This window comes from Rhizobium croatiense (assembly GCF_019793465.1).
Taxonomy (GTDB): Bacteria; Pseudomonadota; Alphaproteobacteria; order Rhizobiales; family Rhizobiaceae; genus Rhizobium; species Rhizobium croatiense.
In genome coordinates this window covers 65,273-78,695 of record NZ_JAILYJ010000014.1, presented here as the reverse complement: position 1 = coordinate 78,695, position 13,423 = coordinate 65,273, and the positions used below count along the sequence as shown (strand labels likewise).

Sequence of the window (13,423 nt, the reverse complement as noted above, 5' to 3'; positions counted from 1 at the left end):
TGGGGAGGGGTTGGGGAGGGGTTTTCAAGGTGAAACGAACAATGCACGCCGCAACGCAAAAGCACGAAACGAGCCCCATGCCAGACGCGCCCGCCATTCTGGAAATGCGCGGAATCTCCCAGATCTTTCCCGGCGTGAAGGCGCTCGACAACGTCAGCATCGCCCTTCATCCCGGCACAGTGACCGCACTGATCGGCGAAAACGGCGCCGGCAAATCGACGCTCGTCAAGATCCTGACCGGCATCTACCGGCCGAACGAAGGCGAGATCCTGGTCGACGGCCGGCCGACGAGTTTTGCCAGCGCCCAGGCGGCGATCGATGCCGGCGTCACCGCCATCCATCAGGAAACCGTGCTTTTCGACGAGCTGACGGTTGCCGAAAACATCTTCCTCGGCCATGCGCCGCGCACGCGCCTGCGCACCATCGACTGGCAGGCGATGAACGGCCGCTCGAAAACGCTGCTGACTGCGCTTGAAAGCAATATCGATCCGACCATCCGGCTGAAGGACCTCTCCATTGCGCAGCGTCACCTGGTGGCGATTGCCCGCGCGCTGTCGATCGAGGCCCGCATCGTCATCATGGACGAACCGACGGCCGCCCTTTCCCGCAAGGAGATCGACGATCTGTTCCGGATCGTCCGGGGCCTGAAGGACCAGGGCAAGGCGATCCTCTTCATCAGCCACAAGTTCGACGAGCTTTACGAAATCGCCGACGATTTCGTCGTCTTCCGCGACGGTCGGGCCGTCGGCCAGGGGCGGCTCAAGGACACGCCGCAGGACGAGATCGTCCGGATGATGGTGGGCCGCGACGTCGAGAACGTCTTTCCGAAAATCGATGTTGCCATCGGTGGCCCGGTGCTGGAGATCCGCAACTACAGCCACCGCACCGAATTTCGCGACATTTCCTTCACCCTGCGCAAGGGCGAGATTCTCGGCGTGTACGGCCTCATCGGCGCCGGCCGCTCGGAACTGTCGCAATCGCTCTTCGGCATCACCAAGCCGCTTTCCGGCACGATGATGCTCGAAGGCCGCGAGATCACCATCCATTCGCCGCAGGACGCGATCCGCGCCGGCATCGTCTATGTGCCGGAGGAACGCGGCCGCCATGGTCTGGCGCTGCCGATGCCGATCTTCCAGAACATGACGCTGCCTTCGCTCGCCCGCACTTCGCGCCACGGCTTCCTCAGGGCGGCGAACGAATTCGCGCTGGCCCGCAAATATGCCGAGCGGCTGGATCTGCGCGCCGCCGCCCTTTCCGTGCCGGTCGGCACGCTGTCGGGCGGCAACCAGCAGAAGGTCGTCATCGGCAAATGGCTGGCGACGGCGCCGAAGGTCATCATCCTCGACGAACCGACAAAGGGCATCGATATCGGCTCGAAGGCGGCCGTGCACGGCTTCATCAGCGAACTCGCCGCCGAAGGCCTGTCGATCATCATGGTTTCGTCCGAACTGCCGGAGATCATCGGCATGTCCGACCGTGTCCTCGTCATGAAGGAAGGCCTCTCGGCCGGAATTTTCGAACGCGCCGAACTGTCGCCGGAATCACTGGTGCGCGCCGCCACCGGCAATGCATGAGGTAAAAGCATGGCAAGACTGATCAGAAAACGCGAAACCCTGCTGTTCCTCATCATCGTCGTGATGATCGCGATCTTCTCGACGCGGGCAGCCGATTTCGCAACGCCGGACAATCTCGCCGGCATCTTCAACGATACCTCCATCCTGATCATCCTGGCGCTGGCGCAGATGACGGTGATCCTGACGAAATCGATCGACCTGTCGGTCGCCGCCAATCTCGCCTTCACCGGCATGGCGATCGCGATGATGAACGCCGCATATCCCGGCCTACCGCTCGCCGTGCTCATCCTCGCCGCGATCGTCATCGGCGCGGCACTCGGCACGATCAACGGCTTCCTCGTCTGGCGCCTTGAGATCCCGCCGATCGTCGTGACGCTCGGCACGCTCACCATCTATCGCGGCATGGCCTTCGTGCTCTCTGGCGGAGCTTGGGTCAACGCGCATCAGATGACGCCGACCTTCCTCGCCGTTCCCCGTACGCCGATCCTCGGCCTGCCGGTGCTGAGTTGGGTCGCGATCATTATCGTCGCGCTGATGTACATGTTGCTGCGCTACAGCCAGTTCGGCCGTTCGGCCTATGCGATCGGCGGCAATCCGACCGCGGCGGTCTATGCCGGCATCGATACGGGCCGGACGAAATTCCTGGCCTTCGTCCTCTCGGGTGCCTTGGCGGGTCTCGCGAGCTATCTGTGGGTGTCGCGTTATGCTGTCGCCTATGTCGATATCGCCAACGGTTTCGAACTCGACAGTGTTGCCGCCTGCGTCATTGGCGGCATTTCGATTGCGGGCGGCGTCGGCTCGGTCGCCGGCACGGTCCTCGGCGCGCTCTTCCTCGGCGTTATCAAGAATGCGCTGCCGGTCATCGGTATTTCACCCTTCACGCAAATGGCGATATCAGGCACCGTCATCATCCTCGCCGTCGCCTTCAACGCCCGGCGCGAGCGCAACCGTGGCCGCATCATCCTGCGCGACCGCGCCGCAGCCGACACCAGAACGGAGGCCGCAGCATGAGCGCCGTTTCCACGCCGTCCGAAAAGCGGGTCATCCCCGACCGCCTCGGCACACCTTTCCGCCGCATTATCGCAAGCTGGGAAGTGCTGCTCTTTGGCGTCGCCGTCCTGATCTTCATTTTCAATTCGCTGGCTTCGCCCTATTTCCTCGATGCCTGGAACCTCTCGGACGCGACCTTCAATTTCACCGAAAAGGCGATGATTGCCTTCGCCATGGCGCTGCTCGTCATCTCGGGCGAGATCGACCTCTCGGTTGCCGCGATCATCGCGCTCGCCTCGACGGCGATGGGAGCGGCAGCTCAAGCCGGCATCGGCACGCCCGGCCTTGTGCTGATCGGCATTGGCACCGGCCTTGCCTGCGGTATCTTCAACGGTGTGCTCGTCTCCGTGCTGAAACTGCCGTCGATCGTCGTCACTATCGGCACGATGAGCCTTTTCCGCGGCATTTCCTATATCGTGCTCGGCGACCAGGCCTATGGCAAATACCCCGCCGATTTCGCCTATTTCGGTCAGGGTTACGTATACTGGGTCTTTTCCTTCGAATTCGTGCTCTTCATCGTCGTGGCGATCCTCTTCGCCATCCTGCTGCATGCGACGAATTTCGGCCGACAGGTCTATGCGATCGGCAATAACGACTTCGCTGCCCGCTTCTCCGGCATCCCGGTCGAGCGGGTCAAATTCATCCTCTTCCTGCTGACCGGCATCATGAGCGGTGTCGCCGCGGTCTGCCTGACCTCGCGCCTCGGCTCGACCCGGCCGTCGATCGCCCAGGGCTGGGAACTCGAGGTTGTCACCATGGTCGTGCTCGGCGGCATCTCGATCCTCGGCGGCTCGGGCAGGATCGGCGGCGTCGTCATCGCCGCCTTCGTCATGGGCCTCGTCACCTTCGGCCTCGGTCTGTTGAATGTGCCCGGCATCGTCATGTCGATCTTCATCGGCCTGCTGCTCATCATCACCATCGCCATCCCGATCATCGCCCGCCGCATCAAGCTCATGAGCTCCCGATGACCACAGAAAAACACGCCTTCAAGATGCAGCTCAATCCCGGCATGGAAGCCGAATACCGCAAGCGACACGACGAGATCTGGCCGGAACTGGTCGATCTCCTGCACCAGTCCGGCGCCAGCGACTATTCCATCCATCTCGACCGCGAAACCAACACGCTGTTCGGCGTGTTGACGCGGCCGAAGGACCACACGATGGCGAGCCTGCCGGAGCATCCCGTCATGAAGAAATGGTGGGCGCATATGGCCGATATCATGGCGACGAATCCGGACAATTCGCCTGTGCAAAGCGATCTCGTCACCCTCTTCCATATGCCATGACCGCAACTTCTTATCGCCGCATCGCCGTTCTCGACATCGGCAAGACCAATGCCAAGGTCGTCGTTCTCGACAGCGGGACGGGCGCCGAGATCGCCGTCCTGAAACGGCCGAACGTTACGATCAAGACCGGTCCCTACCCGCATTACGATATAGAGGCTCTCTGGTCCTTCGCGCTCGATGCCCTGAAGACGCTGGCGCGGGAAACAGGCTTCGACGCCATCTCGATCACCACCCATGGCGCCGCCGCCGCGCTGCTCGATCGGGACGGTCAGCTCGCCATGCCTGTGATCGACTATGAACACGAATATCCGCAAGTGATCCGCGATGCCTATACGGCCTTGCGCCCCTCCTTCAACGAGACCTTCTCGCCGCGCCTTTCGATGGGCCTCAATGTCGGCGCACAGCTGCATTACCAGAGAACCGCCTTTCCCGAGGCGTTCGCTGAGGTGGCGACCATCCTCACCTATGCGCAATATTGGACGGCGCGGCTGACGGGTGTTGCCGCCAGCGAGCTGACCTCGCTCGGCTGCCACACCGACCTCTGGAATCCCAGGGCGGGCTGCTATTCCTCGCTCGTCGACAGGCTCGGCATCCGCGCGCTGATGGCGCCGATCCGCTCCGCCTTCGATGCGCTCGGCCCGGTGCTGCCCGAGATTGCCGCGGAGCTTGGGCTCGCAGCCCCCGTGCCGGTGTATTGCGGCATTCACGATTCCAACGCCTCGCTGCTACCGCATCTCGTCCATCGCGAGGCCCCCTTCGCCGTCGTCTCCACGGGCACCTGGGTCATCAATTTCGGCGTCGGCGGCGATCTCGATCACCTCGATGCCAAACGCGATGCGCTCGCCAATGTCGATGCCTATGGCCGGGCCGTCCCCTCCTCGCGTTTCATGGGCGGGCGGGAATTCGAGATCCTGTCGGCCGAAATCGGCCCTGTCGACGAAAAGGCGGCCCAGGCGGCGATCGGCCCCGTCATCGAAAAGGGCATGATGCTGCTGCCCAACATCGCCCCCGGTTCCGGACCCTTTCCGGGAAAGACCAGCCGTTGGATCGGCGCTGAAGAGGCGAGCCGCGAGGAGCGGCATGCCGCCACCTGCCTCTATCTCGCTCTGATGACCGATGCCTGCCTCGAACTGATCGGCGCCAAAGGTCCGGTCATCGTCGAAGGGCCCTTTGCGCTCAACGAGATCTATCTGAAGCTGCTTGCCGCCCTTGTCGGCCGCGAGGTCCTCGCCCTTCCCGGCTCGACCGGCACCAGCCAGGGTGCTGCCCTTCTCACCGGCATCCGGCCGGTATCCGGAGCCGAGACGCATGTTCCGCCGGCCGAAATAGCGGAGCTCGCCGCCTATCGCGATCGCTGGTACGCGGCGATGGAATAAGAGCTTTTCCAACTTCGGCCCAAGACCCACTTGTTCATTGCTGCCCTGCCGCTAGTGTGCCACCTCGAAAATCAGCTCGAGGAGACAGCATGACAGAGGCATTCGATCCACGCGCCCTTGCGGCCAGACTGCACAGCCTGCGCCAGGCCGGCCGACAGGAGGAAACCGGCACTTTCGCGCTGCCGGCCGACCTGCATCAGGCGATGGAGGCGCAGAATTTCCTGACTGCGGCCGACGGTATTTCCAGCAATGCCTGGAAGGTGACGGTCTCGCCGCAGGGTCAGGCGGTCACCGGTCCGCTGCATCCCTATGCCGAAGCCGCCTCGGGCGCGAGCATCCCCTGGTATCCGGGCATGAAGTTCGAAACCGAGATCGCCGTGCGCCTCGGCAAGGATCTGCCGATCCGCACCGGCACTGCCTATAGCCGCGCCGAAGTGGTCGAGGCGATCTCGGCTGCCCATCTCGGCGCCGAGCTGCTGGTCAGCGCGGTCAGGGAAAGCGGCAGCATCTCCTTTCTGCTGTTTACATCAGACCGCCTCGGCAATAGCGGCTATGTACTTGGCCCGAAGCTCGACAAAAGCGCTGTCGATACCGCCGCCGGCACGCCGCTCAAGGTCACCCATGCCGGCCGCACGATCTATGATGGTCCGGCGCAGCACCCGAAGGGCGACGTTCTCGCCTGGCTCGTCGATTACGCCAATGACGGCCTGCGCCCGGAGACATCGCTGAGGGCAGGCGCGCTGATCACCACGGGCACGTTGAGCGGCGCGATCGAACTGGCGGAGCCAGGCGAGATCGATATCCTCTTCGGCGACAGCCAACTCCGTTTCTCGGTGTCGAAGCCCTGATCGGTCGCGGCTTGCCGTTCCCGGATCCGGACCTCATTCGGTGATTGTCATCCGGTTCCGCCTGCTGTAATAAACTTGAGTATTAATTGAAGGTTTATCTCCCGCCGCTTGGCCGGAGGCGGAAATGGAAATGACGTTTCAACCGCGGATGCAGAACAAGATCCAGGGCTTCTCCGTCATTGGCGGCGTGCATCGCCGCCAATGGAACGGCATCGTCGCCGATGTCTGGGACGTCAAATGCGCCGCTTATGCCGGCGGCTATTATGTCTCGCGGGATCCGCGGCTCTTTATCATGCTCGACAAACGGGGACCGGGCAATTCGCGCATCAAGCTGTCGCCGAAGGCCGAGGGCGCCGTTCAGGATGCGGAGAAGCGGCCGATCTCCTATGTGCCGGCCGGCATGGAAGTCTGGGCCGACCTCACCGGCGTGCATTCGGTGCGCCATCTCGATCTCCATTTCGACGCCGACACGATCGGCCGCCGGCTGATGGAAGATATCGATCCGCGCCGGTTCGAAAGCCCGCAGCTTCTCTTTTCCGATGATCGGGTGCTGGCGCTGGCGCAGCTGGTCGCCGCCGAATGCCTCAATCCGGAGCCGCTGCATGATCTCTATGGCGACGGCCTCGCGCTGGCGCTGATCATCGACGTCTTGAAGCTATCCAAGGCCGTGCCGCGCAAACGCAGCAAGCTGGCCTCCTGGCAACTTCGCCGCGCCACCGATTTCATCGAGGAAAACTGCCTGCGCAACATCCGCCTCGAGGAACTCGCCGGCCTGACCGGCCTGTCGCAATCGCATTTCAGCCATGCCTTCAAGGCTTCGACCGGCATCGCGCCGCATCAGTGGCAGACAAATGCCCGGCTCGACAGGGCCAAGCGCCTGCTCGTCGACAGCGAATATGCCTTGACCGCGATCGCCGCCGAAACCGGCTTTGCTGATCAGGCGCATTTCACCCGCGTCTTCCGCAAGCATGTCGGCAGCACGCCGGCCAGCTGGAAAAAGGCCCAGCTTGCCTAATTGCAACGGTTATCGGGCAATTGTTTGCGAGCCGGAGAATTGCCCAAAAACGTTCAAATTTCCCCGATCCGGACAAGCCGAGCCGGTAAAATTGAGTTAAACGCTCACCTTATTAAGGCTTCGCCGCGCCAGCGTCGCGGCACGAGTGGGGTGGACAAGACATGCGCGGGCAGACCAGGGGTCGCAATTTCAAGATAAATCTGTTGGCAGGCGTTGCGATCGACGGCCTGATGGCGGGCTCCGCCGCGGCACAGGACGCGACGTCGACGGAGCTCGAACCGATCGTCATCCAGGGCGGCGGCGACACCGCGACCAACCCCGTCAAAGGCTATGTCGCCAAGAACTCCTCCGCCGGCTCGAAGAGCGATACGCCGCTGAATGAAATCCCGCAGTCCGTCTCCGTCGTCGGCACTGAGGAAATGGACGATCGCGGCATCACCAACAAGATCGACGAGGCGTTGCTCTATACGCCGGGCGTCACCTCGCAGCCCTTTGGCAAAGACGGCGACACCGACTGGTTCTATATCCGCGGCTTCGACGCCGGCCAGACCGGCGTCTTCTTCGACAATCTGACGCTTTTCAGCTACGGCTTCGGCGGCTTCCAGCTCGATCCCTTCATGCTGGAGCGTGTCGAGGTGCTGAAGGGGCCGGCTTCCGTGCTTTACGGCGGCGCCAATCCCGGCGGCATCGTCAATCTCGTCCGCAAGCGCCCGCTCGGCGAGTCGCTCTTCTATACGGAGATCGGCATCAACAGCAACGGCAACGCCTTCACCGGCTTCGATGTCTCAGACAAGATCGGCTCCAGCGGAGCGATGAGCTACCGCATCACCGGCAAGGTTGCCGGCGGCGACAATTATTCGGATTTTTCCGAGGATTTCCGCGGCTTCATCATGCCGCAGCTGACCATCTCGCCGGATGACGGCACCAGCCTGACGGTCTGGGGCAGCCTCGCCGGCATCGATCAGGTGCATACCGGCAACGGCTTCTTCCCCTATGTCGGCACCGTCGAGGATGCGCCGTTCGGCAAGATCGACCGCGACGCCTTTTATGGCGAGCCCGACATCGACGACGGCAGCTATGTTCAGAAGATGATCGGGGTCGAATTCGAGCATGAGTTCGACAACGACATCAAGTTCTCTCAGAACCTGCGCTACGGCCGGCTCGACAAACACGAGATCGGCCCCTACCTGAACGGCTGGGTCGGTGGCGTTCCGACGGGTCCGGACTATCAGCTGGCGCGCATCGGTTTCGAGGGGCGCTCCGGCGTCGACACCTTCTCGATCGACAACCGGCTCGAAGGCGAGACCGACATCGGCGGTGCCACGCACAATCTGCTCGTCGGGCTTGATTACACTTATTACCGTCTCGACAATTGGCAGGCCTGCTGCGGCTCCAATTCGATCAGCGCCACCGACCCCGTCTACGGCACGGCGCAGGGCACCAATTTCGTCTATGCCGATGGCATCGTCACCAAGAACCAGATCGGCGTCTATGCTCAGGACCGCATCCATTTCGGTGATGGCTGGCTGCTGACGCTGAACGGCCGATACGATTATGTCGACATCAACCAGGATGCCAGGATCGGCACGACCTTCAGCACCAATGAAGGCGCACTCAGCGGCCGCATCGGCCTTGCCTATGAATTCGACAACGGCCTGACGCCCTATGTCAGCGCCGCGACTTTCTTCAACCCGCTGATCGGCACCGGCGTATCCGGCGCGCTGAAGCCGGAGGAAGGCGAGCAGTTTGAAGGCGGCATCAAATATGAGCCGAGCTTCATCGACGGCTCGCTGACTGCATCGGTCTTCAACATCACCAAGCGCAACAACACGGTCACCAATCCGGCGACCTTCGCCCAGAGCCAGCTCGGCGAAGTCGTCTCGCGCGGCGCCGAACTCGAAGGCAAGGTCAATATCAACGAGAACTGGAAGCTTCTCGCTTCGCTTACCTATACGGACATGGAAGTGACCGAGAATGAGGCCAACCCGTCCCTCGTCGGCAATTCACCCTATATCGTTCCGAAGGTTACCGCCTCGCTCTGGATCGACTATACGCTGACGACGGGAGCTTTCGAGGGCATGAGCTTCGGCGCCGGCGTGCGCCATCAGGGCTGGTCCTGGGCCGATGAGGCCAATACCGAGAAGGTGCCGGCGGCCACCCTCGTCGATGCGGCGATCCGCTACGAGAAAGAAAACTGGGGCGCCGCGCTCAACGTCACCAACCTCTTCGACAAGGATTACGTCAAGGGTTGCGGCGGCCTGACCGTCTGCGGTTATGGCGACGCCCGCACCGTCACCTTCAAGCTCAGCAGAAAGTGGTAAGTTGACAATCTGAGTTTAGTTTTGCAGGAACCTGCGGGAAAGGGAGGGCAAGCCCCTTCCGAACCCCGTTTGCAGCGACGAACCTGGAGCAGACCATGCCTTCGCCTTTCCTTGCCCTGTCGGGAATCGACTATGCCGTCGGGCCGAAATCCATTCTGCACGGTATCGACCTGACGCTCGCGCAGGGCCGCATCTACGGGCTGGTGGGGCCGAACGGGTCCGGCAAGAGCACACTTTTGAAGATCATCGCCCGCCAGGTCGCGCCGAAAGCCGGCGCCGTCGCCTTCGACGGCAAACAGGCGGCCGACTGGGGCGCCCGCGAATTTGCCCGGCACGTCGCCTATATGCCGCAATTCACGCCGGCGACCGACGGCATGACCGTACGGGAACTGATAGCGCTCGGCCGTTTTCCCTGGCACGGCACGCTCGGCCGCTTTAGCGCGACCGATCGCAGCAAGGTCGAGGAAGCGATCGTCCGCACCGAGCTCGAGGATTTCGCCGACCGTCTCGTCGCCAACATGTCCGGCGGCGAACGCCAGCGCGCCTGGATTGCCATGATGCTCGCCCAGGATGCCCGCTGCCTGCTGCTCGACGAGCCGACCTCCGCACTCGATCTCGCGCATCAGGCCAGCGTTCTCTCGCTGGTCAAGGAACTCAGTCACGAACGCCGACTGACCGTCATCGTCGTCCTGCACGACATCAATCTGGCCGCGCGCTATTGCGATGCGATCATCGCGCTCAACCGCGGCCGGATCACCGCTGAAGGCACGCCCGCCGAGATCATGCAGACCGAGACGCTGCAGTCGATTTTCGGCGTCGGCATGGGCGTCTTTCCGCATCCGGTTCGCAACGAACCGGTGAGCTATCTGTTGTAGGCATGGCTTTTCTGGCTTACTTCTCCCGCAGGCAATTTCTGGCCGGTGCGACGGCCTCGCTTTCCGCCCCCGCGCTGGTGCGGGCAGCGGAGGGCGTGCGCGTCGCCACGCTCGACTGGGCGCTGCTCGAAACCCTGCTGGCCATCGGCGCCAACGTCGTTGCGGCAACCGAATTGCGGCAGTTCCGCGAGGTCGCCGTTGCACCTGACGTGCCGGCGGCGGTGGCCGATCTCGGCCTGCGCGGCACGCCGAATTTCGAGGTGCTGCGGTTTGCGCGACCGGAGCTGATCTTCAATTCGAACTTCTATGCCTGGGCCGACGAGCGCATGCGCCTGATTGCACCGGTGGAAAGCCATGCGATCTACAAGCCCGGCGAAAGCCCCTTTGCGCTGGCCGAGCAGGTAACGCTTGCACTCGGCGAGCGTCTGCAGCTTCCCGCTGCCAGGCAGTTGACCGAGGCGCTTTCAGCCCGGCTCGACCGCCATCGCTCTCTTTTTACCGACGGCGACGGGCGTCCCGTTATCCCGATCAATCTCGGCGACGCCAGGCATTTCCGCGTCTTCGGCGCCGACAGCATGTTCGGCGAAGTGCTGAAACGCGTCGGCCTGACCAATGCCTGGCAGGGAGCGACCAGCTACTCGGCGGCGGCCCCCATCGGCATAGAGACATTGGCGTCGATGCCCGACGCCTGGATCGTCATGATCGCGCCGCAACCCGCCGATGCGTTCGTCACCCTTTCGGCGAGCAGCTTCTGGAATGCCCTGCCTGCCGTGCGCGAAAAGCGCGTGCTGATGCTCGGCTCGATCAATCCCTATGGCGCGCTGCCGGCCGCCGGCCGCTTCGCCGATCTGTTGGCGGAGGGGCTCGGCCATGCATGGAATGGTTAGCCGCGCCAGGCCCGCACGAAGCCAGGGCACGCCCGTCATCGGCATGATGCTCGTCGGAACCTGCATCACCGTCTTCACGCTTCTGATCGCAACGCGTCCGCTGGTGCCGAGCGACGCCGCTGATGCGGCTCTTCTGAACCGGATGCTGCTCTGGAACGGCATCTTGCCCCGCGCAGCACTCGCCCTGATCGCCGGCGCCGCACTCGGCCTTTCCGGTGCATTGCTGCAGCGTGTGCTGCGCAATCCGATCGCCGACGCCTCGACGCTCGGCATCGCCGCCGGCGCCGAACTGGCGATGACGGCGGCCATGAGCGTCTCGCCTCTGCTCATCGGTTTGCCGCGCGAGATGATAGCGTTTGGCGGCGGCATCACGGCTGTCGCCCTCGTGCTGGCTCTGAGCTGGCGGCGCGGGCTCGATCCGGTGACCGTGGCGCTTTCCGGCATGATCGTCAGCCTGATCGCCTCGGCGCTCAGCGTCACGCTGGTCCTTTCGCGCGGCGAATATGCCATGTCGATCTATATCTGGGGCGCCGGTTCGCTCAGCCAGCAGGATTGGAACGGTGTCCTGTCGCTCGGTCCCCGCCTTATCCTCGGCCTTGCCGCCGCCTTGCTGCTGGTGCGGCCGCTGCGCATCCTCGCGCTCGACGACAGCGGCGCCAGGAGCCTCGGCCTTGCCCTGCATTCGACCCGCCTGGCGATCGTCGCCCTCGCCGTCTGGCTTGCCGCCTCGGTGACCTCAGAGGTCGGCGTGATCGGCTTTCTCGGGCTCGCCGCGCCTGCGATCGCAAGACTTGCCGGCACGCGCAGCTCCGGCCGGCTGATGGTGGCAGCGCCGCTGACGGGCGCCGGCCTGCTCTTCCTGACCGATTGCCTCACTCAGATCCTCGGCCCCGGTTTTACCGATCTCGCGCCCACGGGCGCCGGAACCGCCCTGCTCGGCGGCCCGCTGCTGCTCTTTCTGCTGCCGCGCGTGCACGCCGTTTCAGCCATTGCCGCCCGGCCGGCAGGAGCGCTGAACAGGCTCGCAACGCCGATTCAGGCCCTTGCTTTGCTCTTCACGGCCCTCGTCCTGCTCTTTGCCGTCGTTCTCACGTTCGGCCCGGCCGATAACGGCTGGCATGTCGCGACCGGCGCGCTGTTTGCCGATCTCCTGCCCTTCCGCCTGCCGCGCACGAGCGTGGCCGCCGGCGCCGGCGCCATGCTGGCGGCGGCCGGCTTCATCATGCAGCGCATGACCGGCAATCCGATCGCCAGCCCCGAAGTGCTCGGCGTCAGCGGCGGTTCCGGGGCGGGCCTCACCATTGCGCTCTTTCTCTTCGGCTTCCCCTCGCCCGTCACCATGCTGCTTTCCATGGCGCTCGGGGCGCTGGCAGCCTTCCTCGCCATGATCGCCATTTCCGCCCGCGCGGGGTTCTCGCCGGACCGCATGCTGCTTGCCGGCGTCGGCGTCGGCGCCTTCGCCATGGCGATCGTGACCATGGTGCTCGCCCAGGGCGATATGCGCGGCTATATCCTGCTCACCTGGCTGTCCGGCTCGACCAACCGCGCCGGCGCCTTCGAAGCCTGGACGGCCATCCTCTCGCTCGCCGCGCTGACCGCACCCCTGCCCTTTCTCAGCCGCTGGCTGACGATCCTGCCGCTCGGGGCCGGCCTCGGTCGCGCTGTCGGCCTTCCTGTCGGGGCAAGCCGGCTGGTGCTCGCCATCCTCGCGGCGCTGATGACGGCGATCGCCTCGTTCCTCGTCGGCCCGCTCAGCCTCACCGGCCTCATCGCGCCGCATCTTGCGCGCCTTGCCGGCTTCCGCGCGCCGGGCCACCAGCTTGCGGCGAGCCTCATCTTCGGCGCCGGCGTGCTGATGGCGGCGGACTGGCTGTCACGCGTCGTCATCTATCCCTACCAGGTACCGGTCGGCCTCTTCGCCGCGCTGATCGGCGGCCCCTATCTCGTCTGGCTGCTGTCGCGAAAGTAGGGCGGCCGGCAGAACGTCGCCCCATTCTCTCTCATTCCTGTGCCTGTCACAGGAATCCAGCGCGCCCAAGTCCTTGGGCGCGGGAGACTCCCTTCAAGGCCTCATGGGTTCATTCACCGCGCAGACGCGGGGTGGCTGGATTCCAGGCTCAAGGCCTGGAATCCACAGCCACACCCCGTCCTGCTCGGCCTTGAGCCGAGCATCCACACCGCATCCATTGGCC

At 63.9% G+C, this 13,423-nt stretch carries 11 protein-coding genes; all 11 read left to right on the top strand.

Translation table 11 applies throughout. The features are described from left to right. Positions 1 to 41: 41 nt before the first annotated feature. The 11 genes from K6M89_RS21745 to fhuB all read left to right on the top strand — a co-directional run bounded on the left by K6M89_RS21745 (position 42) and on the right by fhuB (position 13,200). Positions 42 to 1,574: a sugar ABC transporter ATP-binding protein gene (locus K6M89_RS21745; RefSeq protein ID WP_222141002.1), complete on the top strand. Its 1,533-nt coding sequence runs from the start codon at positions 42 to 44 to the stop codon at positions 1,572 to 1,574. A gap of 9 nt (positions 1,575 to 1,583) precedes the next feature. Further along, positions 1,584 to 2,585 (top strand): ABC transporter permease, encoded by a 1,002-nt coding sequence (locus tag K6M89_RS21740; RefSeq protein ID WP_222140929.1) that lies wholly within the window; start codon positions 1,584 to 1,586, stop codon positions 2,583 to 2,585. Further along, on the top strand, positions 2,582 to 3,592 hold the full coding sequence (locus K6M89_RS21735) for an ABC transporter permease (RefSeq protein WP_222140928.1): 1,011 nt from the start codon (positions 2,582 to 2,584) through the stop codon (positions 3,590 to 3,592). Before K6M89_RS21740 ends, K6M89_RS21735 begins: the two co-directional genes overlap by 4 nt. After that, positions 3,589 to 3,909 carry an L-rhamnose mutarotase gene (gene rhaM / locus K6M89_RS21730; protein WP_222140927.1) on the top strand — a complete coding sequence of 107 codons (321 nt, stop codon included), beginning with the start codon at positions 3,589 to 3,591 and terminating at the stop codon, positions 3,907 to 3,909. Before K6M89_RS21735 ends, rhaM begins: the two co-directional genes overlap by 4 nt. Continuing rightward, positions 3,906 to 5,285, top strand: coding sequence for an FGGY-family carbohydrate kinase (locus K6M89_RS21725; protein ID WP_222140926.1), 1,380 nt, complete (start codon positions 3,906 to 3,908; stop codon positions 5,283 to 5,285). Before rhaM ends, K6M89_RS21725 begins: the two co-directional genes overlap by 4 nt. A gap of 89 nt (positions 5,286 to 5,374) precedes the next feature. Continuing rightward, positions 5,375 to 6,133, top strand: a complete 759-nt coding sequence (locus K6M89_RS21720; RefSeq protein WP_222140925.1) for a fumarylacetoacetate hydrolase family protein — start codon at positions 5,375 to 5,377, stop codon at positions 6,131 to 6,133. A 130-nt stretch (positions 6,134 to 6,263) separates the two neighbouring features. Continuing rightward, positions 6,264 to 7,148 carry a helix-turn-helix domain-containing protein gene (locus K6M89_RS21715; protein WP_222140924.1) on the top strand — a complete coding sequence of 295 codons (885 nt, stop codon included), beginning with the start codon at positions 6,264 to 6,266 and terminating at the stop codon, positions 7,146 to 7,148. A 161-nt stretch (positions 7,149 to 7,309) separates the two neighbouring features. After that, on the top strand, positions 7,310 to 9,469 hold the full coding sequence (locus K6M89_RS21710; RefSeq protein ID WP_222140923.1) for a TonB-dependent siderophore receptor: 2,160 nt from the start codon (positions 7,310 to 7,312) through the stop codon (positions 9,467 to 9,469). A gap of 95 nt (positions 9,470 to 9,564) precedes the next feature. Beyond that, a complete protein-coding gene (locus tag K6M89_RS21705) occupies positions 9,565 to 10,344 on the top strand; it encodes an ABC transporter ATP-binding protein (protein WP_222140922.1) in 780 nt (259 codons plus the stop codon). Between the two features lie 2 nt (positions 10,345 to 10,346). Beyond that, positions 10,347 to 11,231 carry an ABC transporter substrate-binding protein gene (locus K6M89_RS21700; RefSeq protein WP_222140921.1) on the top strand — a complete coding sequence of 295 codons (885 nt, stop codon included), beginning with the start codon at positions 10,347 to 10,349 and terminating at the stop codon, positions 11,229 to 11,231. After that, positions 11,224 to 13,200, top strand: a complete 1,977-nt coding sequence (fhuB, locus tag K6M89_RS21695) for a Fe(3+)-hydroxamate ABC transporter permease FhuB (protein WP_222141001.1) — start codon at positions 11,224 to 11,226, stop codon at positions 13,198 to 13,200. Before K6M89_RS21700 ends, fhuB begins: the two co-directional genes overlap by 8 nt. Positions 13,201 to 13,423: the final 223 nt, after the last annotated feature.

Excerpts from the sequence above, each read along its gene's own strand:
- K6M89_RS21745 (WP_222141002.1), top strand. The coding sequence starts at position 42 with ATGCACGCCGCAACGCAAAAGCACGAAACGAGCCCCATGCCAGACGCG.
- K6M89_RS21740 (WP_222140929.1), top strand. The coding sequence starts at position 1,584 with ATGGCAAGACTGATCAGAAAACGCGAAACCCTGCTGTTCCTCATCATC.
- K6M89_RS21735 (WP_222140928.1), top strand. The coding sequence starts at position 2,582 with ATGAGCGCCGTTTCCACGCCGTCCGAAAAGCGGGTCATCCCCGACCGC.
- rhaM (WP_222140927.1), top strand. The coding sequence starts at position 3,589 with ATGACCACAGAAAAACACGCCTTCAAGATGCAGCTCAATCCCGGCATG.
- K6M89_RS21725 (WP_222140926.1), top strand. The coding sequence starts at position 3,906 with ATGACCGCAACTTCTTATCGCCGCATCGCCGTTCTCGACATCGGCAAG.
- K6M89_RS21720 (WP_222140925.1), top strand. The coding sequence starts at position 5,375 with ATGACAGAGGCATTCGATCCACGCGCCCTTGCGGCCAGACTGCACAGC.
- K6M89_RS21715 (WP_222140924.1), top strand. The coding sequence starts at position 6,264 with ATGACGTTTCAACCGCGGATGCAGAACAAGATCCAGGGCTTCTCCGTC.
- K6M89_RS21710 (WP_222140923.1), top strand. The coding sequence starts at position 7,310 with ATGCGCGGGCAGACCAGGGGTCGCAATTTCAAGATAAATCTGTTGGCA.
- K6M89_RS21705 (WP_222140922.1), top strand. The coding sequence starts at position 9,565 with ATGCCTTCGCCTTTCCTTGCCCTGTCGGGAATCGACTATGCCGTCGGG.
- K6M89_RS21700 (WP_222140921.1), top strand. The coding sequence starts at position 10,347 with ATGGCTTTTCTGGCTTACTTCTCCCGCAGGCAATTTCTGGCCGGTGCG.
- fhuB (WP_222141001.1), top strand. The coding sequence starts at position 11,224 with ATGGTTAGCCGCGCCAGGCCCGCACGAAGCCAGGGCACGCCCGTCATC.